We start from the raw sequence: 24,152 nt of genomic DNA on the forward strand, positions 1-24,152 counted from the left end.
CAGTTAAACTTCAATTATCGCTTTCTCCGTATCCGGATTCAATAAGCACTCCAATCAATTCCCGGTAAACCCCGGTTCCTTCTTCGAGTGCCTTAAAAGGCAGCCGCTCATCAACGTTGTGAATTGTTTCAAGCAGGTGCACAGGTAAAAATACGGGTAATATGCCATATGTAGGTATACCCAGGGCCCTGAAATAATTGTTGTCGTTCGATGCAGGAGCGAGTATGGGGATAACACCCGATCCGGGAAAAACCCTGAGAAGCGCCTCCTTCATGTATTCATAGTACTCGTCTACCGGGGTCGGCGGAGCATGTATACCCTCCCTGATTACAGTCAGCTCTACCTTGCTGTTGTCAAGCGATCTTCGGATCTTGTCAAGGAATTCATCAACATCAGTTTCAGGCAGCAGCCTGCAGTCCAGAATTGCTGTTATCTCCTGCGGTATCTGATTGGGAGGACCCTTCGGAGTATTAATAGCGGTTATCGTTATGGTGTTAGATATCAGAGCATATACCATCTCCTCCCTTTTCATTGCAGGTACAACGAAAGGCCTGAACAACCTGAGGTTCCTCAGTGCCAGTCCGCGCAAGCCTCCCTCCACCCGGCCCAGTTCATAAAACATATTACGGGTTGACTCTGAAAATATTATCCTCCTGTTTCTTTCTGCAAGACGGTTAAGTGCCTGAATCTTATCCTGTACAACATAACTGGAAGGCGGCACCGAACCATGTCCGCTCGTTGTCATCGTAAGTTTAAGTTCAATCCAGAGACTTCGCTTAAAGGCTGTTGAAATCCCGAAAAGTTTCCTGTCCGGTTCCCTAACCAGAACACCGGGCACACCCGATCCACCCTCGCCGTATACAACTGCGGGATTTAAAATATCCATAAAATCTTCAACAATGATCATGGCCCCGGTATGCCCACCCGTTTCTTCACCTGAAACTGAAAGCATTGTGACATTGAAAGGCAGTTCAGAAGCAGATGCAACATCCAGGTAATCCTTCATTGCCATTAGCTGCATAACTGCCATTCCCTTGTTGTCTATTGCACCTCGTCCCCATACCTTACCACCGGAAATGGTGCCGGAAAATGGCGGATAGGTATACTCTCCATTTCCCCCGGCAGGGACAACATCAATGTGATTCAGCAGAACGATGTTGGGCTTGCCTGAAGAGAGCGGATATAATGATGCTGTAAAATTAAAACTGGCAGGTTCATCGGTTAGTATCTCCACATGGAAGCCCATCTGCCGGGCAACTGTCGAAAAGAAAAGACCTGCCATCCTCTCATGACCGGTAACTGATGCATGTCTGATATAACGGCTCAGCAATTCAGCTGAATAAGGCACACTATCACTCCCTTCAGCAAAAACGACCCTGAAGGGACTGCAAAAACAGAAGAATAAAAGTAGTGTTGCTAAGCGTCCAACCATAATACAAAAATAATATATTCCCAAATAGTGGCAAGGTCAGATTGCGTTATTCAGGGAGGCGTTGATACCGTAACTTAGTCAGCGATCAGTATCGGGTCCAGTTACTCCAATGAACATGAACATGCTGGCGGACTGGCAGGCTGATAATGTCAGGTAGCGGCCTATATATCTATATTGGCATATTTGGCGTGCCGTTCAATGAACTCCCTTCTTGGAGGAACCTCATCTCCCATCAGCATTGCAAATATATGATCTGCCTCAGCGGCATTTTCAATAGTCACCTGCCTGAGCTTCCTTGTCTCCGGGTTCATGGTTGTTTCCCAGAGCTGCTCGGCATTCATCTCGCCGAGCCCCTTGTAACGCTGAATATGAATGCCGCTCTCCGAACCCTGACCAAGCTCATCCACAGCTATTTTACGCTCGTCCTCCGACCAGCAGTATCTTTCATGTTTACCCCTTTTAATAAGGTAAAGGGGTGGGGTGGCAATATAGAGGTGCCCATTCTTGATCAGCTCCAGCATGTGCCTGAAAAAGAATGTCATGATCAGGGTTGATATATGACTGCCGTCAACATCGGCATCAGTCATTATTACAACCTTGAAATACCTCAGCTTTTCAAGGTTAAGTTCCTTAGAGTCCTCGTCAGTCCCTATTGTAACTCCCAGGGCGGTAAATATATTCTTGATCTCTTCGTTGTCGAATATCTTATGAGGCATTGCTTTCTCCACATTCAGAATCTTTCCGCGCAGGGGCAGTATGGCCTGGAACGCACGGTCCCTTCCCTGCTTTGCAGTGCCACCAGCTGAATCACCCTCAACAAGGAATATCTCACATATACCGGGATCACGCTCAGAACAGTCAGCCAGCTTTCCCGGTAATCCCGACCCGCTCAGTACATTTTTCCTCTGAACAAGTTCCCGTGCTTTTCTTGCAGCATGACGCGCTGTTGCAGCAAGAACAACCTTCTGTACGATACTTTTGGCATCCTTCGGGTTCTCCTCAAGATAATTGCTAAGTGCCGAGCTTACTGCCTGGTCGACAGCACCCATTACTTCGGAGTTGCCAAGCTTGGTTTTGGTCTGTCCCTCAAACTGGGGCTCCTGCACTTTTATGGAAACAATAGCCGTGAGACCTTCCCGGAAATCATCGCCGCTTATATCGAACTTGAGCTTGCTAAGCATCCCGGATTTTTCTGCATAATTCTTCAGGGTACGGGTCAGCCCCCTTCTGAAACCCGCAAGATGCGTACCGCCTTCGATAGTGTTGATGTTATTTACATACGAATGGACATTCTCAGAGAAAGAAGTGTTATACTGCAGTGCTATCTCGACCGGGATGTCATTTTTCTCCGTCTCGATATAGATGATATTATCAATAATACTGTCCCTTGTAAGGTCAAGAAAACCGACAAATTCCTTTAGTCCCTCTTCAGAGTAATACGATTCATGCCTGTATTTGCCCGAAGTGTCATTGACCCCGTTACCATTCTCTTCAACATCTCTTTTGTCGGTTATGCTCAGCCTTATACCCTTATTGAGAAATGCAAGTTCACGCAGACGGGATGAGAGAATATCATAATGAAAGTCCGTTGTCGAAAAGATCGACGGATCAGGGTAAAATGTAACAATTGTGCCGGTTCTGTCAGAAGTTCCAATCTCCTTTACCTGGTAAAGAGGCCTTCCTGCTGAATACTCCTGCATATAAACCTTGCCTTCACGGTGGACCTCGGCAATAAGCTTCACCGACAAGGCATTGACACATGAAACACCAACTCCGTGAAGACCCCCTGAAACCTTATAAGATTCCTTGTCAAATTTTCCGCCTGCATGTAACACTGTCATAACAACTTCAAGAGCGGACTTTTTCTCTTTTTCATGATAGTCGACCGGGATCCCCCGGCCATTGTCACTCACTGTTATTGAGCCATCCTCGTTAATAACCAGATCAATATTATTACAGTAGCCCACCATTGCTTCATCAATGGAGTTGTCAATCACCTCATATACCAGGTGGTGCAGCCCCTTGATACTAACATCGCCAATATACATCGCAGGTCTTTTCCTGACCGCCTCAAGTCCCTCCAGCACCTGTATGCTGTCAGCCAGGTACAAGCCTTTTTTCAATTCTTCAGGATTGATCTCCATAGAAATTTATTAAAATAGTTAATTACAACACGCTCTATATAAATGAATTTTAAAAAATCATTCACTGTTTTTTAAATCCAACAAATATAACAAAAATCAAGCAAAGATTCCCTGAAAACTGACCACCTGAAAGGCTGACTTTTCAACAAATAACAAACATCCTAAAGCTATGGTAAGCTGAGTATTACATAGAGTAAGTAAACCCTGCTTTCAAGGTAAAACCCTGTACAGGATAATTATTCCATTTGTAGTACCTGACATTCGCAATATTATTCAGACGAAGAAATCCCGATAGTATCCTGCTGTACCTGTATTCAAACCTGAGGTTAAAATCAGTAATTCCGGGAAGTTCAACTGCCTCTTCATCCATCCCGAAAGGTTTTGCATACCGCCTGCCTATGTAGAAAACATCGGCATTAAGAAGTATTTTGTCTCTTAAATTATAGCCGGCCGACAGCTTCATGTCCAGTGAAGGTATATGCCAGGGTTGTTCCTGGAGTTTCATCGCAAAGTTCCTGTAGTTAAACCTTGCCATTAAATTAATCCTTTCAGATATGTCTGCCCCGATCTCGCCTGAATAGGTCAGTATTTCAACATCATCATATACTACAGAAAACTGGTTCCCGATAATGCCGGTGCTGTCATTTATAAAGAAGTGTTTATCATCCTGTACTACATATGAAACCCTGAAATTGAAGGATATATCCCTGGTAAAATTACCCTTGACCCCTGTATGGATATCCATATTTGTATTTGAATTCCGCACAAACAGGCCGGGAACAATGAAAGGATTATCGTAGGCGGTACGGCTGTAGTTGTTGATATTCAGATTACCGTCTATGCCTACATAAGGAATTACATAATTGCGAATTATACTGAACTGAAGGCTGGCCCTTGGATGAAAATAAAATCTGGATTCTTCGCCAAGTTGGTCATAATATGAATGAAACCCGGCAAAAACCTCCCATTCGTCGTCAGCCTTGTTGAACCACGGACTGAAACGGAGAATCAGGTTGGAGGTGTCGGTAAAAAACGTATTGTTATAATAATCTGCCACAAGTTCGGCACCTATAATCTGGCTGCGGACGAACCTGTCAAAGGATGACCTGAAGGATAACCCGTGCTCCTGTACATTGAGCCGGTCCTGAAAATACAAGTAATCAAAAGAGATGTCATAGTTTAGGTGATTTGAATCTATGTGGGTCGATTTAAACCTGATACCGCCATTAGCCGCAAGAAATTGCTGACTTATGTCCTCCTCGGTCAGCAGTGTGTCAACCCGGGTATCATATCCGTAATAGTTGAACCTGTTGGAGTTAAGGCCGGCTTCGCCGGATATAACACTTCTTCGTCCCATCCTTTTGCCGTAAAACAGCATTTCATTATCAGCAAATTGAGAATTAGCCTTTTCATCATTATCAAGTTTCAGCCTTCCCTGGGAAGAGAGGTGTTTGAGGTATAGCCCGCCGCTGAATTTGTTGTTGCGGAGATTATTTATACTCAGCTCCCCGTAAGGTGTTGAGTAATTCCCGAAACCAAGGCTCAGATAGCTGCCATAAAGCTTTGAAACTGGTTCGGCCGACATCCTGGCCGGGGTAATAGGCTCTACATCAAAGCCGGAAGCCAGTGGAGTGGGCAGTATGGAGTAGCTGAATACAGGTTTAACGCTAAGTGTGTCTGTCAGGGACGGCAGGATATTGATCTTGGCTGCCTCGGTAACGGCAGGTTCAAACGGCCTTACAACCACTACTTCCCGGTCTATCCTTTCCTGGGCATTGAGTACCCCGGGAATAAGTGCAATCACTGATAAAACCGCTGCCTGCAAATGTACCCTGAAAACTGACATGTTCATTGGATCGCTCATTTTAGAAAGAATATTAATTTTCTGTATTACTGGTTTTGCAATCTGATCTCAATGGTATCAGCCTCCCGTTCGGGAACAATCTCCTCGCGCTGTTCGATTGCGACAAGCCTTTTCCGTGCATCTGACAAAATTCCGTCATCTGTAATGTCATAATTGTCAAGAATGCTTTGAAGGGTGTGCCTCGCCTGGAAATCATCGCCAATATCATGATAGATATCTGCCAGCAGTATAAAGGCCATGGCCATCCAGTATTGATGAGGCGTATTCATTGCCACGAACTCATATATCTGCTTTTCAGACTGTTCATTATTGCCCTGCAGAAAGTAGAGCTCGGCTAACCTGTATTTCGATTCTGCACCCTCACTGCTGGTAACTTCCACTGCAACAACCCTGAATTCATTCATCGCCTGCTCATACTGTCCGGAAGCCATATAAGCTTTCCCCTTGGTAAAATGCACCTCCCGTAACAACTCTTCAGGAAGATCCTCCGCTGAAAGTATCCTGTTAGCCGCACTAATTGCCGCTTCATGATTCTCAAGAATGAAATTACATCTCATCTGCCCCTTCCTTGCTATCAGAAGATTTGAAGTCATTTCTGCTATACGCTCAAGCTCCTCATAGTTTTTGAGGGCATCCTCATAGTTTCCTTTGCTGAAATTGATCGAAGATGCACCAAGAAGCGCCTGCTCAGTAAACGTATTCCTGAACATTCCAATGACAAAGTTGAACGATTCAAGTGCTTCATTATACTCATTTAACCTGTAATGGCAATCTGCCTTGTAAAAATGTGCATTCAGAATAAAGCTTCCGTTTCTGAACTGTTCAATATAACGGCCAAAATTCTCGGTTGCCTGACGGCAGTTCCCTGCCATATAAAGATTTTCAGCTGCCATGTAGGTAAGAGAGTCCTGTTCTGAAATAGTTACGGTTGCAAAATCACCCAATGTCCTGGTGTATTCAACATACGCATCAATATCATTCATATCAAGATATATATTTCTAAGCCCTGCAAGTGCCGACCTGGATTCAGAAGTACCCGGAAAACCTTCAGCCACCTGTTTGTAATACCCGATAGCTGTCTCATTCCTGTTCCGGTTATATTCAATGAGACCCAACTGGAGAAGTGCCGAACTAACGTAGTTGCTGGCCGGGAATTCATCGACCACCCTGCTGTAAAAAGGTATTGCGCTGACAGGTGTCCGGGCTGTCATATGGGCATTTCCAAGCTCAAACAGGGCATCTGTAAAATAAGAAGATCCAGGGTGATCATCAAGAAGCTGCTTAAGAACCTCTATTTTGACGTCGGTCCTGTTGAGGAGACCTGATGCAACAGCCTTCTGAAACAGGGCATAATCCCTGTTTGCCTGTCCGTTCCTCACCGACCTTTCATAATATTCAATGGCAGTTTCATAATTTGACAGGATAAAGTATGCATCTCCCAGCCTGTTCAGGGCGTCTCCAACCATTCTCGAGTCTGCCTCACCGGTCAGGTTAATATATCTCCTGAACCAGGATACTGCATTCTGATAATCACCGCTTCTGAAATATCCGTAACCCATATTGTAATGAGCAATATTGTATTCATCCAACTCAAATGCACCTGGTGAGAGCAGGAAGCGGTTATAGTTCCTCACAGCCTCCCCGTACCTTCCAAGCCTGAAATGCGCCTCACCTTTCCAGTAGTATGCCTGCGCTGCTATGACCTGATTGAACTGGGCATTCTGAACAGACAGGTCAAAGAGCTTAATTGCATCTTCAAACCGCAGGTTACTGTAAAGTTCGAGTCCCCTGAAGTAAGCAACCCTCTGATAAGCCCTTCTGATCTCATTGGTAGGTGAGCTTATCTTTTCGATAGAGCGCAGCGCTTCCCTGTAATTACGGGTATTCATATAAGCCATTACCAGATAATTGTATGCCTCATCAATCCTCCTGGAATCGGGAAACAGTTCGATAAATCTGTTCAGACCGTTTATCGCCTCATTGAATGGTGAATAGGCTATCTCAAAGGTAAGCAGGGAATAATTGAACAAAGCGTCCTCCTGTATGGCCCTGTCATGATCCATCCTGGACGCAGATGAAAATGCCATTCTTGCCTTCTGCTTATCTCCAAGCCTGATGTAGCAGTCCGCCAAATGGTAACTGGTATTCTGAACAAGCATGTCATCGCTGCCGCCAACAAGTTCAAACATTGCGGCAGCCTCTTCGTACCGTTGGGTCTGATAATAGGAATATCCCAGCTGATACCTGTCCTCCCGGGAAATATTACCGGTTCTGCCCATGAATATTTCGAAGTAGTAAATGGCATCATTGTATTGGCGCCTCCGGTAATATGATTCCCCTATGATCCGCGCTATCTCTGCAACCCGTCTTGATACGGCCACTTCCAGGAGGTCAGGGCCGTGTTCAATTACATCATCATACCTGCGTTGCTTGTAATATATCTGGATAATATAATAGGGAACAACCCCGCTGAAAGTCTCATCATCCCTAAGATTAAGGAAACCGCGCAATGCAGTTTCAAGGTTGTCGTCAGTGTAGGCTATATGGGAGTAGTAATAAGTTGCCGGGGCCGCATATGGTGTATCCCGGTTGGTTATCACAAAGAAAGCCCTCGATGCCCGTTCAAACTCATTTCTCATGAAATAACCGTATCCGAGCATGAAAAAGTACTCATCCCTCAGGCTTTCTGCAAGATATTCATGCCTGACAGCCTCCAGCCAGTCCGATGACCTCCTGTAATTCCTTTTCCTGTAATAGAACCTGCCAAGATGAAAGTGTGCATCGTTCAGATGAATACTTTCGGGATTATTGTTAACGAACATCGTCATAAGATACTCGGCATCATCATTAAACAGTTCAATGGCGCAAAGTGCCGCATAGTAGCCGGCTTTTGAACTGAGCACAGTATTCATGCCCTCATAATGATCCATGGCTCTCTGGAAATGCTTCTGGGCAGCTCCGTATTTCTCCTTCTGGAAAAGATCCATGGCACGGACAAAAGAGAGATCGTCATTGTCGTAGATCAGGGGTTTTTGTCCGCTTGCCGTATTTGAGTATAAAAAGAGGGTGAAAGCTGCCAATAACAGTTGTAAAGCAATCCTGGTCATCGGTTCTGTATAGGTTGTTATTTATATTTTTTGACTTGCTCTGCCAAAAATACAATTTATAATCTTTGACAGCCCTTTTTGAGGGGGGATTTTAATTAACAATAACTGATAATTTAACCGAATATTCTGCTGCTCCTCATAAAAAATAATTATTTTAGCTGCCTGTTGACGATCAGCCACCCCACCCAGGAGCCTTGCGTGCAAGGTTGACCTGCCGGCAACGTGGCGCTGTTGCCGGCAGAAAACGGTAAGTCAGGTTTGAGCCGGGCAAACCGAAAATAAATACCTCTAATGGCCATGTCACTTGACCTGATCATCGATCTTAACAATGTAAATATATTCCAGGGGGATAACCTGGTTCTTTCAGAAGTATCTTTCAGCCTCAATAAAGGAGAGTTCCTTTATCTTATAGGAAAAGTAGGGAGCGGTAAAACAAGCATAATAAGGACTATTAATGCCGAACTTCCCCTCAGGTCTGGAAGTGCGCTGGTTGCCGGATACGACCTGGAAAAGATCAGAAAAAAGCAAATTCCTTACCTAAGGAGGAAACTTGGCATTGTTTTCCAGGATTTCCAGCTTCTGGGTGACAGGAATATATATGACAACCTCTCATTTGTCCTCAGGGCAACCGGATGGAAGAACAAAAAAGAGATAAACGACCGTATTGTTGAGGTACTTGAGAGGGTTGATCTCAGCTACAAGGGATACAAGATGCCACACCAGCTTTCAGGGGGCGAACAGCAGCGCGTGGTCATAGCCAGGGCGCTCCTTAACAACCCTGATATTATCCTTGCCGATGAGCCGACCGGGAACCTCGACCCTGAGAATTCGGAAGACATACTGAAGCTTCTGCTTGAGATCAGCAGCAGTGGCCGGGCTGTTCTTATGGCAACCCACAACTACCCGCTTCTTAAAAAATTCCCGGCAAGAACGATCAAATGTGAGCAGGGCAAAGCCACAGAGGTTGATCATTCTGAGGAGATTGACTTCACTAGCCTGATGGAATAACTGCACAGCCTGCCATGCAGGTCACCCTTTAAGCAGGCTGACCGGAAATGGCAGCCTGTTTATCCTGATCCTGCTGTACGTTGCGGCACCTGAACCAAACCCCTTATAGAACCGGGCCATTCCGGGATTAACGGATCCGTTGAAATCAAATGTCCTGCCGCTTCCGGCATATTGCTGAATAAAGCTGTCCACCAGCAGGAACATGGCACCGGTATTTCTTCCCTCGGCGGTGTTGGCAGAAAAAAAGAAAACATGCCTGTCGTAATCAGCAAGCATACATAGCGCTGCAATAAGTTCCCCGCCAGGGGAGAATGCACCCCTCATCTCAATGAACCCATCCGAAAGGCCCCTTTCAAGGACCTTTTCCAGCCGGCTGTAGTTAATATTCCTGATATTTGGATAGAGCCTTCTGCCGTTAAGTGCGAAAATCCTGACTACTTCATCAACATGCTCATGCGGTCTGAGATCAACCCCCAGCCGGTCTGCCTTTCTTATGTTCCTCACGGTGTTCGTGTCATATCCCTTAGCCAGTTCATTATATGACCGGTCCAGCCTGAGCAGGTAGTTGGTCATGTTCACGCAATGGTACCTTGCAGGGTCAGGATCGTTCATTTCATTCAGGGCTATATCCGAGAACCTGTAAGTTGAGGATACTCTTTCCAGGAACTGGTCAGTATAATCAACGCTGGCATCTTTCATTAAAATGCCAAGCTGCTGAATAAAAACAGGCTGAAAAAGATAGCTAATGCCCCATTTCCTGTTGACGGCAAGTGGCATGACCGCATCCCCGCTACCCATTACAAGGGCACCCCAGCCGGGAGCGAAGATATCAAGGAAAACGGAACAGGCGTAAATCCGTCTGTTTGCAGTCGCTGTCACCCAGCTATCCCACTCTTCCCGGTTTATACTGCCGGCAGGTATGTGCCTGATCTCCATCATCATTCCATTGCGGCCTTAATTATCTCAAGATATACTTTTTCCCAGTTTCTCCATCTGCCCTGGCCAGAGAATGTTTCATTATGCCATAATGTAACAAGCGTGCCGCCGGCCTGCCGGACCCTTGCTGCGATCCCTGATCCGTGTACTGCTGCCTCTTCAGTATCCAGTTTCATGTAGTCGCACAGGGTGCCGTCCATCACCTGGAACGGGAACAGGGTCAGACTCCCGGTCTCTTCCCTCTCAAGATCGTAGAACAGGAAGGGGGTACAGGTGCCAGCCCTGAAACCGGTCATTTCAGCCCAGCCAAGTGTATAATCTTCTCTTATCCCTGCAGCTTCAAGCATCCTGCAACTCTCCGGGAATGAAAACCTGAGATAGTGGTTCCTGCTCCTGACAGGGGCCTTGCCGGTAATACGGGCCAGGGTATCGATCTCCATTTCCAGTCGTTCAGGCTGATCATAAGACAGGTATGACGGATGAATCCCCCACTCAGATCCTGCAGATATGTCCATTATGAGCCTTCTGTATTCTTTATTGTTAGGCGACACCGACTTGTCAAACCTGCCATAACTGCCGGCGCTGAAGAAGAATAGCGGCGTAATCCCGTATTCATTGTGTATCGAACTGATCCGGTCATAGGTGTCATACGGGTCATCCCATCCTCTGAACAGAACCCGGTAACGCATTTTCAGGTCAGCAAAATTCCCGGTGGCAGCAGCTTTAGCAAAGCCTCCGATTGTACGCATTAACCCACGGTTACGGTATGCCCAGGGAACATCCACATCTATTGTGGGTATGAACCTGAATTCCCTTTCGGGGAAAGAAACGGCCGGGTACCGTTGTGATATCGCCTCCATTAACATTACGGCCCACTGGTCTACCAGGGGCTCCCATGAAAGGCCATACCTGAAGGCCATGCTTTCCTTCCAGGGGAAGCGGCCGTGCCTGTCCCTGCCGGCCGGAAGGTATTCTTCGTAACGGCACAGCATGTAGAAAACAGCCGAAAAGATATCAAAACCAAGATCATCCCTTCCGGCAGAAGGAAAAATAACAGTCTTCCCGCCAAGAGCTGCCGGCACTACATCCAGGGGTCTCACTCCACTCTCCCCAAGTAGTCCGCTCGGCACTACATGCAAGGCACCCCCGACAGTTTCATCCGAATAATTAATTACCGGTCCGATTGAGGCAGCAGCCTCATCCTCTGATGAGGTCATATTTATAACTGCACCGGGCAGCATTGATCCGATATGCATTCCTGCATACTGCAGCCGGGGGGTCAGCACAGGTGAATAGAGGAGGATGGTTTTCTCGGCCATAGCACAAATATAACTACAAGCAGCATATACTCGCACAATTAATTAACTTTAGCAATAACTGAACTCTTTGGTTTTTAAAAAATCTTTACGTTATTTTTGAACACAAAAATGGCAGACGGACAGTTACAGGTATATCATCATGAAAGTCCGGTACACCTGGAGTCGGGAGAAACACTACCCTCTCTTGATATTGCATATCACACTTACGGCAAATACGATCCGGAACGAAACAATGTAATATGGGTTTGCCATGCATTTACAGCCAGTTCTGATGTGGCGGACTGGTGGAAGGGACTTGTCGGGGAAGGACGTTTCTATAATCCTGACGATCATTTTATAATATGCGCCAACAAGATAGGTTCATGTTACGGTTCAACAGGCCCCCTTTCAACAGATCCCCGCACAGGAAGTCCATGGTTCCATTCATTTCCCGAACTCACCATCAGGGATCTGGTAAATGCTCACGAACTTCTCAGAAAACACCTTCAGATTAAAACAATTCACACTGTACTCGGCGGATCCACAGGAGGGCACCAGGCTCTGGAATGGGTAATTATGAACCCGGGCATCCACGAAAATCTTGTATGCATTGCAAATCATGCAAAAGCATCCCCCTGGAGCATAGCTTTCAGCCAGTCCCAGCGGCTGGCCATAATGGCCGACCATACGTGGAATGACAATCATCCTGATGCGGGGGGTCGGGGACTAGCGGCAGCGCGTTCCATAGCCCTGCTGAGTTACAGGAATTACGAAACCTATCTCAAAACACAGTCCGATACCTGCAACAACAAAGTATCCGGGTTCAGGGCAATGAGCTACCAGGATTACCAGGGCCGGAAACTTGTAAATAGGTTTAATGCCTTCTCCTACATGAGACTGTTAAACGCCCTGGATTCTCACAATATAGGCCGGAACAGGGGTGCCATCGATACTGTGCTTGCATCGGTAAGGGCCAGGACGCTGGTGATCGGAATATCGAGCGACCTCCTTTTCCCTGTCAAAGAGCAGCTATTCATGACAGAAAGAATTCCCGGGGCAACATTTTCCGGAATAGAGTCCCTTTACGGCCACGACGGTTTTCTGATTGAAACCGACAGCATAGCGGCTGCGATAGGAAGGTTTTACAAAAGATAACTTTGTTATGAAACAACGTGTCGACATGGTAATTACTGATCTTGACGGAACACTATTCAATGACAGTAAAGAGATAAGCAAAACTGACCTGGATACCCTTCATTGGCTGGGAGAACAAAACATTCACAGGGTGATTGCTACCGGGAGGAATCTGTTCAGTTTAAAGAAAGTGCTTCCATCCGGCATCCCGGTCGACTACCTGGTATTCTCTACAGGCGCCGGTGTCATTGACCTTAAAAGCGGAGAACTCATCTATGCGGAGCATCTGCGTGAACCTGATGTTAAACTGGCTATCGAGGTTCTGACCGCGGCAAAAATGAGCTTCATGGTGCATGACCTCGTGCCTGATAATCATGCATTTCTTTTTTTTGATGCCAGTTGCGGCAACAATGATTTCCACAGGAGGATTGAGCTCTACCGTGACTTTGCTGCTCCCCTTCAGGTTGACCCCCCGAACTACACCCATGCCAGCCAGCTTCTTGCAATTGTGCCCGAAAACCTGGAGCTGCTTGAAAAGATCAGGGACCGGCTTGACTCAATGCGGGTAGTCAGAACAACATCGCCCCTGGACGGAAAGACCATGTGGGCAGAAATCTTTCCATCAGGTGTTTCGAAAGGGCATACGGTTGAATGGCTATGCAACAGGCTTGGCGTGGACAGATCCTTTACGCTGGCCACCGGCAACGATTACAATGACCTGGACCTGCTCAATTTCGCAGCCTACCCTTTTGCAATGGAGAATGCCCCGGAACCTGTCAGGAAACTTTACAGGTCCTGCAGATCCAACAATAAAAGTGGTTTCACAGATGCAGTATGCCAGGTTACAGGCCGGGCACCCGGTAGCTGACGAACAAACGTGATCTCAGGCAATTAAACCTCTCAAACAGCGTTTAATTATTACTATGCTCAAAAACATATTTTTTTGGAAAAATCAAACAATTTACTGACCTTTGCAGAACCAATTTCAGACACTAATGTAGCATAAGTGCTTAACTATATGGATTTTATGCCTTTTTTCTGGAATGCTTTCATACTACTTTCAGCATATTTGCTGGGGTCAGTCCCCAATGCGGTCTGGATAGGAAGGGTGTTTTTCAAAACCGATGTAAGGAACCACGGAAGCGGAAATGCGGGAAGCACAAATACACTGAGGGTCCTGGGATACAAGGCCGGCATCCCTGTGCTTCTGCTTGATATTCTCAAAGGTTTCCTGGCCGTAAAAATGATCCACCTTACATTCTACTATATACCTGAAACCGGCCAATACATTAACTTCCAGCTTCTGCTGGGCCTTGCCGTGATCATAGGCCATATTTTTCCCGTATTTGCCAACTTCAGGGGAGGAAAAGGCGTTGCTACCCTGATCGGTGTTATTCTCGCCATTGATCCGGTCTCGATGCTTATTTGCCTCGGTGTCTTCCTGGTTACCCTGATTGTCACTAAGTATGTATCTCTCAGCTCAATGATTGCCGGACTTTCATTCCCGGTTCTGGTAATTGTTGTATTCAATACCACCACATCATCACTCGTTATATTTTCCATGATAGTATTCGTGCTGCTTCTCTTTACCCACCAGAAAAATATCGAAAGGCTAGTGCGCAACGAAGAATCCAAGGCACATTTCCTGTTCAGGAGAAGGTAATATCAGGTAAATTCACCCACATAAGGATCATGGATGAATTCCTTTTCCAGGTATTCGGAAACATCCCTCAGTGTCATACCGGGGATAAGCTGTCCCCCGTCTGCAAGAGATATCCTCCCCGTCTCCTCTGAAACAACCACAACGGCAGCATCGGTCTGCTCCGACATCCCCAGGGCCGCCCTGTGTCTCATACCAAATTCCGGCGGGAGGTTAATATTCTCTGATACAGGAAGAACGCACCTTGCTGACCGGATCTTGTCACCCACAATTATCACTGCGCCGTCATGAAGAGGGCTCTCCTTGCAGAAAACACTCTCGAGAAGACGGCTTGAGGTTACAGCATTGAGAGTGTCACCTGTCTGCGAATAGGTTTCCAGCTCTGACCTCCTTGCTATTACAACCAGTGCGCCGGTTTTGGACGCAGAAAGATTTTTTAATGCCTTAATAAGCGAACTGATCCTGATCCTCGGCCTGCTGCCGCTGACCGAGGTGAAAAGTTTTTCAATGGAAAATGCACGGTTGGATATATACCTGGTCCCTAATAGTATCAGGAACCTCCGGATCTCCTGCTGAAATACGATAATAAGGGCAATGACCCCTACCCCGATGAACTGGCCCAGGATCGATCCAAGCAACTGCATATTTAGCGCTCTTACCAGTAGCCATAGGAGATACACAGAAAATATACCTATGAATATATTTATGGCTATCGTACCCTTTATAAGACGGTAAACCTGGTAGAACAGAAAAGCGGTAATAATAATGTCAAAAACATCAAGGATTCTTATACTTATGAATAGGCTGGTCATCCGGTAACAGATTTCACTTAATTTACAAAAATCTCCATTTTTACTGACAAATCAAACCCGGATAGATGGGAATGATTCACTTGCCATGCTCAACTACCCTTTTCAAACGCATTGCCACCTCTATCGTATCCCTTGCCTCCCTCACATCATGCACCCTTAAAATGTGAGCTCCGTTCATGACTGCAACGGTATTCAGGGCAATGGTTCCTCCGAGAGCATCGCCGGGGCCTCTCCCAAGAACCTTATAGATCATCGATTTTCTTGAAAAACCAGCCAGTACGGGAAGCTCCAGCACATGAAACTCCTTCAGCCTTGCAGCAATCTCATAGTTGTGATCAACACTCTTGCCGAAACCGAAACCGGGATCTATGATGATGTCGTCTATGCCGGCATCCCTCATTATCCTTACCCTCTCTGAAAAATAGAGTATTATATCGTTTACAACATCTCTGTATACAGGATTCTCCTGCATGGTAGCCGGGGTTCCCTGCATATGCATTGCAATATACGGGACCTTCAGTTTGCCGGCAGTATCAAGCATCCGGTCATCCAGCCTGCCCGCTGATATATCATTGATAATGCCGGCACCGTAATCACGTATCATTATTTCAGCTACGCCAGACCTCCACGTATCGACCGAAAGAATAACTTCCGGCAACTCTTTTCGGATTGCCTCCAGGGCTTCTGCGAGTCTTCCGGTCTCTTCCTTTTCAGATATCCCCGGTGCCCCCGGCCTGGTCGAAACAGCTCCCACATCTATAATATCGGCGCCATCCTCTGCCAAACGGACTGCATGACCGGCAACTGCATCAGGGTTCCGGTACTTTCCCCCATCATAAAATGAATCGGGCGTATAATTGATAATCCCCATGACGGCCGGCACAGAAAAGTCCACCACCCTGCCCATCACACATATACTTCTGACCCTGTTTATCGCTTCCATAATCACCCATTAAACATAAAACAAATGTATGTCAAATTTGCATCATTTGAATATGCCATTCAAATTTTAAGAGCTGAACTGTCTGTAAACTTCTCGGTTTTTTTTCCCATTTTTGTACGGAAGACGGCAACCATCTGGCCGTAGATTTATAAACTTTAACAGATTTAGAGATAATGGCATTTCTGGTTATTGAGGGGCTTGACGGATCGGGGAAATCAACCCAGGTAAGGATGTTGCGGGATTATCTTGACAAAGAGGGCACGGAATACAGCTTTATTCACTTTCCGCGTACTGAAACAGGGGTTTTTGGTCAGCTGATATCCATGTTCCTTCGTGGTGACCTGGGAAAAATAGGAGATGTCAATCCTTACCTGGTAGCCCTGCTTTATGCAGCCGACAGGCACGATGCAAAAAAGGAGATGTTTGAGTGGCTCTCAGATGGCAAGCTTCTGGTGGCCGACAGGTACGTTATTTCAAACATTGCATATCAGTGCGCCAAGCTGAAAACCACTTTAGAGAAGAACCAGCTGGCAGAATGGATTACCTGCCTTGAATTTGTCAAGTACGGTATCCCGCGTCCGGACCTGAACATTTTTCTTGATGTCCCCTTCGAGTTTACCATGCATAACCTTGGCAAAAGCAGGAGCGGCGATGAACGAGCCTACCTGGGAGGTAATACCGATATCCACGAAGCCGATCTGGAATTTCAAAAGAAGGTAAGACAGGTCTACAATACCCGGTCAGAAACAGATCCTTCTGTAATGCTGATACCCTGCTATGATGAAAATATGGCAATGCTCCCTCCCGGCAAGATCTTTGAAAGAATTCTCGAACTGCTGAGAAATGAAAACATCATCGTGTAATTGATTATGATCCACTTAAATTATATTTTTACATCCTGATTTAATAAAACTGTTGATATGTCTTCTGCTATACCTGTTAAAAGATTTAATCCGTTGCTTCTGAATTTCTCGAGGCTTCTTGCCGGATTTGTTTTCATCTACTCCGGCTTTGTCAAAGGTATCGACCCCCTGGGATCAGCCTACAAGTTCATTGATTATTTTGTTGCATTCAATATTGAGTTCCTGGAACCGCTGGCACTGCCAATGTCTGTTGCCCTGTCGGCTGCAGAAATGCTTATAGGGGTGGCTCTGATTGCGGGAGTGCATCTTGTCCTGACTTCATGGGCCCTGCTTTTATTCATGGGTTTCTTTACCATTCTCACACTTTTCATTGCCATCACCGACCCGGTGGCGGACTGCGGATGTTTCGGCGATGCGATAATACTGACCAACTGGGAGACATTCTGGAAAAACCTGGTATTGATGGTTTTTGTCATATACATTTTCATCAGGCGTAAAGAATTCAGGCCGTTTTTCAACAGGCCCCTGGCAGAATGGATAACTGTGTCAGCATTCCTTGCCGGGATACTTGCCATCTTTGCATGGTCGTACCTGAACCTCCCGGTGATAGATTACAGGCCATACCATGTTGGGGCTGATATAGAGGAATATATGAGCATCCCTCCCGATGCACCTGCCGACGAATACGAAGTTACGCTCTATTACCGAAAAGACGGTGAGACCAGGGCATTCCCGGTAGATGACCTGCCCGGTCCCGAGTGGGAATGGGTAAGAACTGAAAGCACTCTTATAAGCAAAGGTTACGAACCGCCAATTACCAATTTCTTTATTGAATCGGTTACCGACGGGACCGACCATACATGGGACATTCTTCACGATCAGGGATACACCTTTATACTGGTTTCCTATAACCTTGCCGGGAGCTCCCTGAAAAACGTCACCGCCATTAAGAGGCTGGCTGACTGGTCGGCCGGTCATGGTATAAATTTTATAGGACTCACAGCAAGTCCGCTATCACAGATTGACGAATACAGAGATAATACAGGTGCAGCATGGGATTTTTACCATGGTGATGAGATCACACTTAAAACAATTGTAAGAAGTAATCCCGGACTTATTCTCCTGAAAGAGGGAACAATCATAGGAAAATGGCATCACAGGAATATTCCCGATACGGCAGAGCTGAAAGAGAATCTGATGTCATTTGCGATGAACGACCGGCAACAGGCACATAACAACATGGTTTCGCTAGGGTACCTGATGGCATTTCTTTTGCTGATTGCAATAATCAGAATGATCAGGTACTCCCTGAAGAAAAGAGATATTGAACCAGAAAGCCAGGGCTGAGCCAGCTGTGAGCAGACGGCCGGCAAGCAGGTTAGCCCCTGCCCACAATTGAAGTGAATTACAAATCAGTAAGTTAATCCAATTATAAACAGAAAAACCATTACCATGAGAAAGAAAATTGTTGCAGGAAACTGGAAAATGAACACATCCCTGAACGAGGGTACGGGACTTGCAAAAGATGTTGCCAGCAATGCCGCGACGGGACTTCCCGAAGGGGTCTCGCTTATAATTGCACCTCCTTTTACCCACCTTATGACGATAAGGGAGATACTGCCGGCGGGAATCGGACTTTCGGCCCAGAACTGTGCTTCTGAAAATTCGGGTGCATTCACCGGCGAAGTATCTGCTGCAATGATTGCATCGGCTGGTGCTGAATATGTTATTATAGGACATTCTGAAAGAAGATCTCTTTTCAATGAAACAGATGAAGAACTCAACAGGAAGGTCAGTATAGCACTGGAAAACAATCTAAAGCCTATTTTCTGCTGCGGTGAGAACCTCGAAGAACGCGATAAGAATATCCACAAAGATGTAGTTAAAAAACAGATCGTGTCGGGTCTTAAAGGTATTTCCAGGGATGATTTCAGTGACATTATCATAGCCTATGAACCGGTTTGGGCAATTGGCACGGGAAAAACGGCAACACCTGAACAGGCACAGGAGATGCACCTTTTTATCAGAAATCTATTGAGAGAGCTTTACGATGAAAGTGCAGCCGATCAGGCGGTCATTTTGTACGGAGGCAGTTGCAAACCTTCAAATGCCAAAGAGATATTCTCAAAGGAGGATGTTGACGGGGGACTTATCGGCGGAGCCTCACTCAAGGCAGAGGACTTCCTTGCAATAGCCCGATCATTTTGAAACATTTTCACCAGTATATGGTATAACACCAGAGTATGTTGCCGGAGCATATGGTAACCTGCAGCAGCAACCTTAAATAAGGTGGTAGTCTGAGGCCATAAGATGACCTCAATAACAAAAGACGGAGAATGGCTGAAGCTTTTATTCGTTAAACCTGACTGAGCCTGGATCAATGGGGACTAAAACGTTTTTTGCATCACTTCTGGTTTCCGTAATAATGATCGGTTCGGCATGGTCCCAGAACAACCGGTCCTTCTCGGGAGATCCTGACACATTCACTTCAGAGCTGAGGGATTTCATGGGCAGGAACCTGAGCGAGGTACAAAACACCAGGCTGGAACAATTTATAACATTATGGGATTCTGCAGCATATGCCCAGCCGGAAAAGGATTTCATTATCACCACCTCAGATATTCTCAGGTCACGAAATGCAAGACCCGTGCCCCATATGTACGCGTTTATCGAAACAATTATTCTTTTCGGTGACTATGACCTTGGCAATTTCAGGATCTGGCAGCAGGCTTTTTCTGATATGGCCGGAAGTGATGATGTTTCGCTGTCAGCTATTAATGAATTTCTGGTCTCCTCAGGCTGGTTCATTTCCGAAAACCGGCTGTTCAGGTCAGGTGCACTGTCATGGAAGGTCACCAGTAATGATTACAGGCTGGTCTATGACGACACACTGAGGATCCTTTTCGGCAACACCGACCTGATGGCATTCAACCATATTGATACAATGATGGTCTCCGGTACAGGCGGAGTTTATTATCCCCGGACAAAAGTATGGAAAGGGACGGGCGGACGTGTTACCTGGGAGCGGGCCGGACTACCGGAAGCTGAAGCATTTGCAATGCTGGGACCCTACACTATAGACCTCAGCAGAAGTGAATATACTGCCGATTCAGCAAGTTTCAGGTATAACCGCTACCTGAGCACCCCCATGAGCGGAAGATTAACAGACAGACTAATGACTACGAGCAACAGGGATGATGCCGGCTATCCCAGGTTTGTATCACACAGGCAGGAGCTCGTTATCAAGGGTATCTATTCAGGGGTCGATTACGAAGGAGGTCTGAGCATGAGAGGCGCCAGGCTGATAGGGTCAGGCAGCGAAACGGAAAATGCCAGGGTGCATTTCCACTATAACGGGGAACGATGGCTTACAGCAGAGTCACTGAGTTTTGTTTTCAGGCCCCAAGGCATGACTTCGGGAAGTGCAAGCATACTGTTCTTTATCGAGAATGATTCTGTTTTCCATCCCGATATGCAGATCAACTATATTGATAACAGCAGGGAACTGTCGGTCAGCCAGAATCAGAAAATAATATCGCAGAGTCCGTGGTACAACCATTTTCACCAGGTTGACATGAGTTTCTCACAGCTTATATGGAACATTGACAGTACGGAAGTGGTTTTTACCATGCCCAGGGCCGGTTCTCTGGGTAATGCCAGCTTCAGATCTGCCAGCTACTTCGACAGGAATGAATTTATGCAGATCCAGGGGATGGAGCAGAGGCACCCGCTTGCAAACCTCAGAAGTTTCGGCACAAGCTACGGTTATGAAGATATGCCGGCCGAAGAATACGCCAGGTTCCTCCGCCGGCCTCTGTCCCAGGTAAGGCGCCACCTGCTTGATCTTTCGCGCCAGGGTTTTATCTATTATGATACAGAAACCGATATCATAAGGGTAAGGGAGCGCCTGAACCACTATCTCCAGGCCAATTCAAGAAGGATCGACTACGATATAATCAGTTTTGAATCGCGAACGCGGGCACCGGTAAATAATGCAATGCTTGATTTGACCAACAGTGACCTTAAAATTTACGGCATTCCGCATGTTTCTATTAGCAACACCAAAAATGTAGACATTCTTCCATTTAACAGTACACTTACGCTCAAGAAGAACAGGAACTTCATTTTTGACGGAACCATAAATGCCGGAAATCTATCCTTCTTCGGCACCAATTATGCATTTGACTATGCCGGTTACAGCATAAACCTGCAGAATGTTGATTCCATAAGGCTCCGTGCATGGCTTGATGAAAGGGATGAATATGGGAGATTTCTGCTTACTGAGGTATATAACATAATCAGGAACGTTACCGGCGAACTGGTCATAGACAGGCCATTCAACAAATCCGGACGGGTAGACATGCCTGAGTACCCAAAATTTACCTCAGCAGGGAACTCCTATGTGTTTTTTGACGATCCTGAGATATATGAGGGCGTTTATAAATCCGACCACTTCTATTTTGAACTGGAACCGTTCCATATGGACAGTCTCAACACCTACCGGAATGAGAATATGAGGTTCAGCGGAAAACTGGTTTCTGCCGGTATCTTTCCCGATCTGGAGGGGCAGCTTTCCCTGCAGGAGGACTACTCCCTGGGCATGAATTACTCAACCCGGCGTGAAGGGATCCCAGCATACGGTAACAAAGGTACATTCTATAACGACATCCTTCTTAGCAAAAGCGGGCTGGAAGGTATGGGCAGGCTGGAGTACCTGACGGCAGAGATAAGTTCACCCGGATTTCTGTTTTTCCCCGATTCAATGAATGTGCAGGCTGATGAATTTCGGATAACCAGTCAGACAGCTGGCATAGAATTCCCCGATGTCAGATCATCCGGCAACAAAATAAACTGGCAGCCATACGAAGATGTAATGGCAATAGGACCTGGCGATTCCGGCTTCAGCTTTTTCGAAGACCGTGCTCAGTTTGACGGACTACTGCTGCTTGGAAGCGCGGGGCTTGAAGGTGCGGGTATGATAGACATTAAAAATGCCAGGATATCTTCTGATGAATTTGATTTCAGTTCAGAATCATTCAGTGCCGACACCAGTAACCTGGAATTACAGATGACCGGCAGGCCCGTTTCACTTGCAGCTGAAAAGATCAGCAGCCGGGTTGACCTGCGCTCAGGAAACGGCATGTTCAGAATTTCGCCGGAAACAGAAATGGTTTCGCTGCCTCTGAGCGGATTTATATCTAACCCGGTTACAATGGAATGGGATATGGCCGGGCAGAGATTTGACCTTCTGTCCGGGCAGACCTGCCCTGAAACCGGACGACGGGGTGCAAGGTACATATCTTCGGTGCGGGGACAGGATTCGCTCTATTTCTATTCATCCCATGCGGTTATGGATTACCGGAACGAGCTGCTTCATGCCGGCGGTGTCGAATATCTTGAAGTCGCCGACGCAACAATATACCCGGCTGAAGAATCTCTTGTTATCGGAGAGGGAGGGCGCATATTCCCCCTGAGAAACGGGAGTATCAGCGCCAGCAGGAAGAACCTGTATCACGACATCTACAATGCCACTGTTCAGATTAAAGGCAAGTACAGCTATTCCGGTTCAGGATATTATGACTACAGAGATGAGCGGGACAATTTGCATACAATACTCTTTGACACTATATTCGTTGACAGTGATACGGTTACAGTTGCTACGGGCTATATCCCGTATGGTCACAACTTTAAGCTGAGTCCCCGTTTTGAGTTTGCGGGAACAGCCGAACTGAATGCTTCGCGGCGTTTTCTGGACTTCAGCGGCAGCACCAGGATACTTCACGACTGCAGCCGGCTGGAAGATCACCGGATCTCATTCAGCAATATTATTGACCCCGTTGAGGTTATCATCCCTGTAACAGAGCAAACCTTATCATCTGAAAGAGAGAGAATATACTCAGGGATATTTGTTGCGACCGACTCCGTACATATCTACCCTGCATTCTTCACATCCAGGAGAAGCTGGTCTGACCAGCTCATAATAACGGCAAACGGTTATATGAAATATGACAATACCCGGGGAGATTATGTTATCACGTCAATGGAAAGGCACAAGGATCCGGGCGTGACGGCAAATATTCTGAGGCTTGATCCTGAAAAATGCATTATACGGGGGGAAGGCCCCCTCGAACTGGGAGTGGACCTGGGCCAACTGAAGATCAATATGACCGGTAATGCCAGAAACGAGGTTGTGCCGAACGAGACCACTCTTGAGGGAGTAATGACAATGGATTTCTTCCTTTCCGAAGATGCACTGGCACTCATTGCGAGGGCCGCCGACAGTATCCCGGGAGAGCCGGTTGACCATGATTCCTACTATTATGAGCGCGGGCTGAAATGGATACTGGGCGATGAAAAAGCCAGCTCACTGACAAATAGCGGTAATAACAACAGGTCAGGAAGAACTGAAAGCAAACCCGCTGAGCTGAACAACACATTCGTGCTTTCACACATAAAAATGGCATGGAACAAGGAAAGCCGTTCCTACCGTTCGCATGGGCCGATAGGCATAGCAAGTATCGGGGGCATACCGGTCAATAAATATTTTAACGGATACCTGGAAGTAACCAAGAGGAGATCGGGTGATATGGCAGACTTCTACATAGAACTTGATGAGAGAAACTGGTACTACTTTGGATACACAAGGGGTACCATGCAGACATTCTCCTCAAACAGTGATTATGTCACAATTATAGGAGAAACTCCTCTAAGGCACAGAAGGATGAATGTATCTGCAAGGCAAACAAGGTTTGTCTATATGCTTGCCACAGATACGAAGCTGGAACAGTTCTTCAGGGTTTACAGGCAGCATCTCGAGGGAGAGACTATGTTCATACCTGATGAAGAGATCGAAATACCCGATGAAGAGATTGACCCCGATGAAGAGATTGACCCCGATGAAGAGATCGAAATACCCGACAACGAGAATACGGAAGAAGAGCCTCTTTGAAC

General features: G+C 46.4%; 17 protein-coding genes. 8 read left to right on the top strand and 9 right to left on the bottom strand.

The window, feature by feature from the left end; genetic code table 11:
- Window positions 1-10 precede the first annotated feature (10 nt).
- From EA408_01605 to EA408_01625, 5 genes are all read right to left on the bottom strand, one after another.
- Window positions 11-1,456 carry a M20/M25/M40 family metallo-hydrolase gene (locus tag EA408_01605; protein TVR74769.1) on the bottom strand — a complete coding sequence of 482 codons (1,446 nt, stop codon included), beginning with the start codon at window positions 1,454-1,456 and terminating at the stop codon, window positions 11-13.
- 137 nt (window positions 1,457-1,593) lie between these two features.
- A complete protein-coding gene (gene gyrB, locus EA408_01610; protein ID TVR74770.1) occupies window positions 1,594-3,576 on the bottom strand; it encodes a DNA topoisomerase (ATP-hydrolyzing) subunit B in 1,983 nt (660 codons plus the stop codon).
- A 184-nt stretch (window positions 3,577-3,760) separates the two neighbouring features.
- Window positions 3,761-5,440: a hypothetical protein gene (locus EA408_01615; protein ID TVR74771.1), complete on the bottom strand. Its 1,680-nt coding sequence runs from the start codon at window positions 5,438-5,440 to the stop codon at window positions 3,761-3,763.
- Between the two features lie 26 nt (window positions 5,441-5,466).
- Window positions 5,467-8,547, bottom strand: a complete 3,081-nt coding sequence (locus EA408_01620; GenBank protein ID TVR74772.1) for a hypothetical protein — start codon at window positions 8,545-8,547, stop codon at window positions 5,467-5,469.
- A gap of 21 nt (window positions 8,548-8,568) precedes the next feature.
- Window positions 8,569-8,751 carry a hypothetical protein gene (locus tag EA408_01625; GenBank protein TVR74773.1) on the bottom strand — a complete coding sequence of 61 codons (183 nt, stop codon included), beginning with the start codon at window positions 8,749-8,751 and terminating at the stop codon, window positions 8,569-8,571.
- A gap of 93 nt (window positions 8,752-8,844) precedes the next feature.
- Between EA408_01625 and EA408_01630 the strand changes: the two genes are divergently transcribed.
- Complete coding sequence (locus tag EA408_01630; protein TVR74836.1) at window positions 8,845-9,555, top strand: ATP-binding cassette domain-containing protein; 711 nt, start codon at window positions 8,845-8,847, stop codon at window positions 9,553-9,555.
- Window positions 9,556-9,576: 21 nt separating this feature from the next.
- Here EA408_01630 and EA408_01635 read toward each other — a convergent pair whose 3' ends face one another.
- Entirely contained in the window at window positions 9,577-10,497 is a 921-nt protein-coding gene (locus EA408_01635) for a GNAT family N-acetyltransferase (protein TVR74774.1), read from the bottom strand.
- On the bottom strand, window positions 10,494-11,810 hold the full coding sequence (locus tag EA408_01640; protein TVR74775.1) for a hypothetical protein: 1,317 nt from the start codon (window positions 11,808-11,810) through the stop codon (window positions 10,494-10,496). The genes EA408_01635 and EA408_01640 overlap by 4 nt, the downstream gene beginning before the upstream one ends.
- Before the next feature lie 108 nt (window positions 11,811-11,918).
- On the opposite strand from EA408_01640, the gene metX reads away from it, so the two are divergent.
- From metX to plsY, 3 genes are all read left to right on the top strand, one after another.
- A complete protein-coding gene (metX, locus tag EA408_01645; protein ID TVR74837.1) occupies window positions 11,919-12,944 on the top strand; it encodes a homoserine O-acetyltransferase in 1,026 nt (341 codons plus the stop codon).
- Between the two features lie 7 nt (window positions 12,945-12,951).
- Window positions 12,952-13,791 carry an HAD family phosphatase gene (locus tag EA408_01650; protein TVR74776.1) on the top strand — a complete coding sequence of 280 codons (840 nt, stop codon included), beginning with the start codon at window positions 12,952-12,954 and terminating at the stop codon, window positions 13,789-13,791.
- Between the two features lie 159 nt (window positions 13,792-13,950).
- A complete protein-coding gene (gene plsY / locus EA408_01655; GenBank protein ID TVR74838.1) occupies window positions 13,951-14,586 on the top strand; it encodes a glycerol-3-phosphate 1-O-acyltransferase in 636 nt (211 codons plus the stop codon).
- Window positions 14,587-14,588: 2 nt separating this feature from the next.
- Here plsY and EA408_01660 read toward each other — a convergent pair whose 3' ends face one another.
- Both EA408_01660 and folP read right to left on the bottom strand, forming a co-directional pair.
- Entirely contained in the window at window positions 14,589-15,395 is an 807-nt protein-coding gene (locus EA408_01660; GenBank protein TVR74777.1) for a TIGR00159 family protein, read from the bottom strand.
- Between the two features lie 76 nt (window positions 15,396-15,471).
- A complete protein-coding gene (gene folP, locus EA408_01665; GenBank protein TVR74778.1) occupies window positions 15,472-16,338 on the bottom strand; it encodes a dihydropteroate synthase in 867 nt (288 codons plus the stop codon).
- Window positions 16,339-16,511: 173 nt separating this feature from the next.
- Between folP and tmk the strand changes: the two genes are divergently transcribed.
- The 4 genes from tmk to EA408_01685 all read left to right on the top strand — a co-directional run bounded on the left by tmk (window position 16,512) and on the right by EA408_01685 (window position 24,150).
- On the top strand, window positions 16,512-17,201 hold the full coding sequence (gene tmk / locus EA408_01670) for a dTMP kinase (protein TVR74779.1): 690 nt from the start codon (window positions 16,512-16,514) through the stop codon (window positions 17,199-17,201).
- A gap of 57 nt (window positions 17,202-17,258) precedes the next feature.
- A complete protein-coding gene (locus EA408_01675) occupies window positions 17,259-18,548 on the top strand; it encodes a DoxX family protein (GenBank protein ID TVR74780.1) in 1,290 nt (429 codons plus the stop codon).
- A 105-nt stretch (window positions 18,549-18,653) separates the two neighbouring features.
- Complete coding sequence (locus EA408_01680) at window positions 18,654-19,409, top strand: triose-phosphate isomerase (GenBank protein TVR74781.1); 756 nt, start codon at window positions 18,654-18,656, stop codon at window positions 19,407-19,409.
- A gap of 172 nt (window positions 19,410-19,581) precedes the next feature.
- Window positions 19,582-24,150 carry a hypothetical protein gene (locus EA408_01685; protein TVR74782.1) on the top strand — a complete coding sequence of 1,523 codons (4,569 nt, stop codon included), beginning with the start codon at window positions 19,582-19,584 and terminating at the stop codon, window positions 24,148-24,150.
- Window positions 24,151-24,152 lie beyond the last annotated feature (2 nt).

The organism is Marinilabiliales bacterium (genome assembly GCA_007695015.1).
Classification (GTDB): Bacteria; Bacteroidota; Bacteroidia; order Bacteroidales; family PUMT01; genus PXAP01.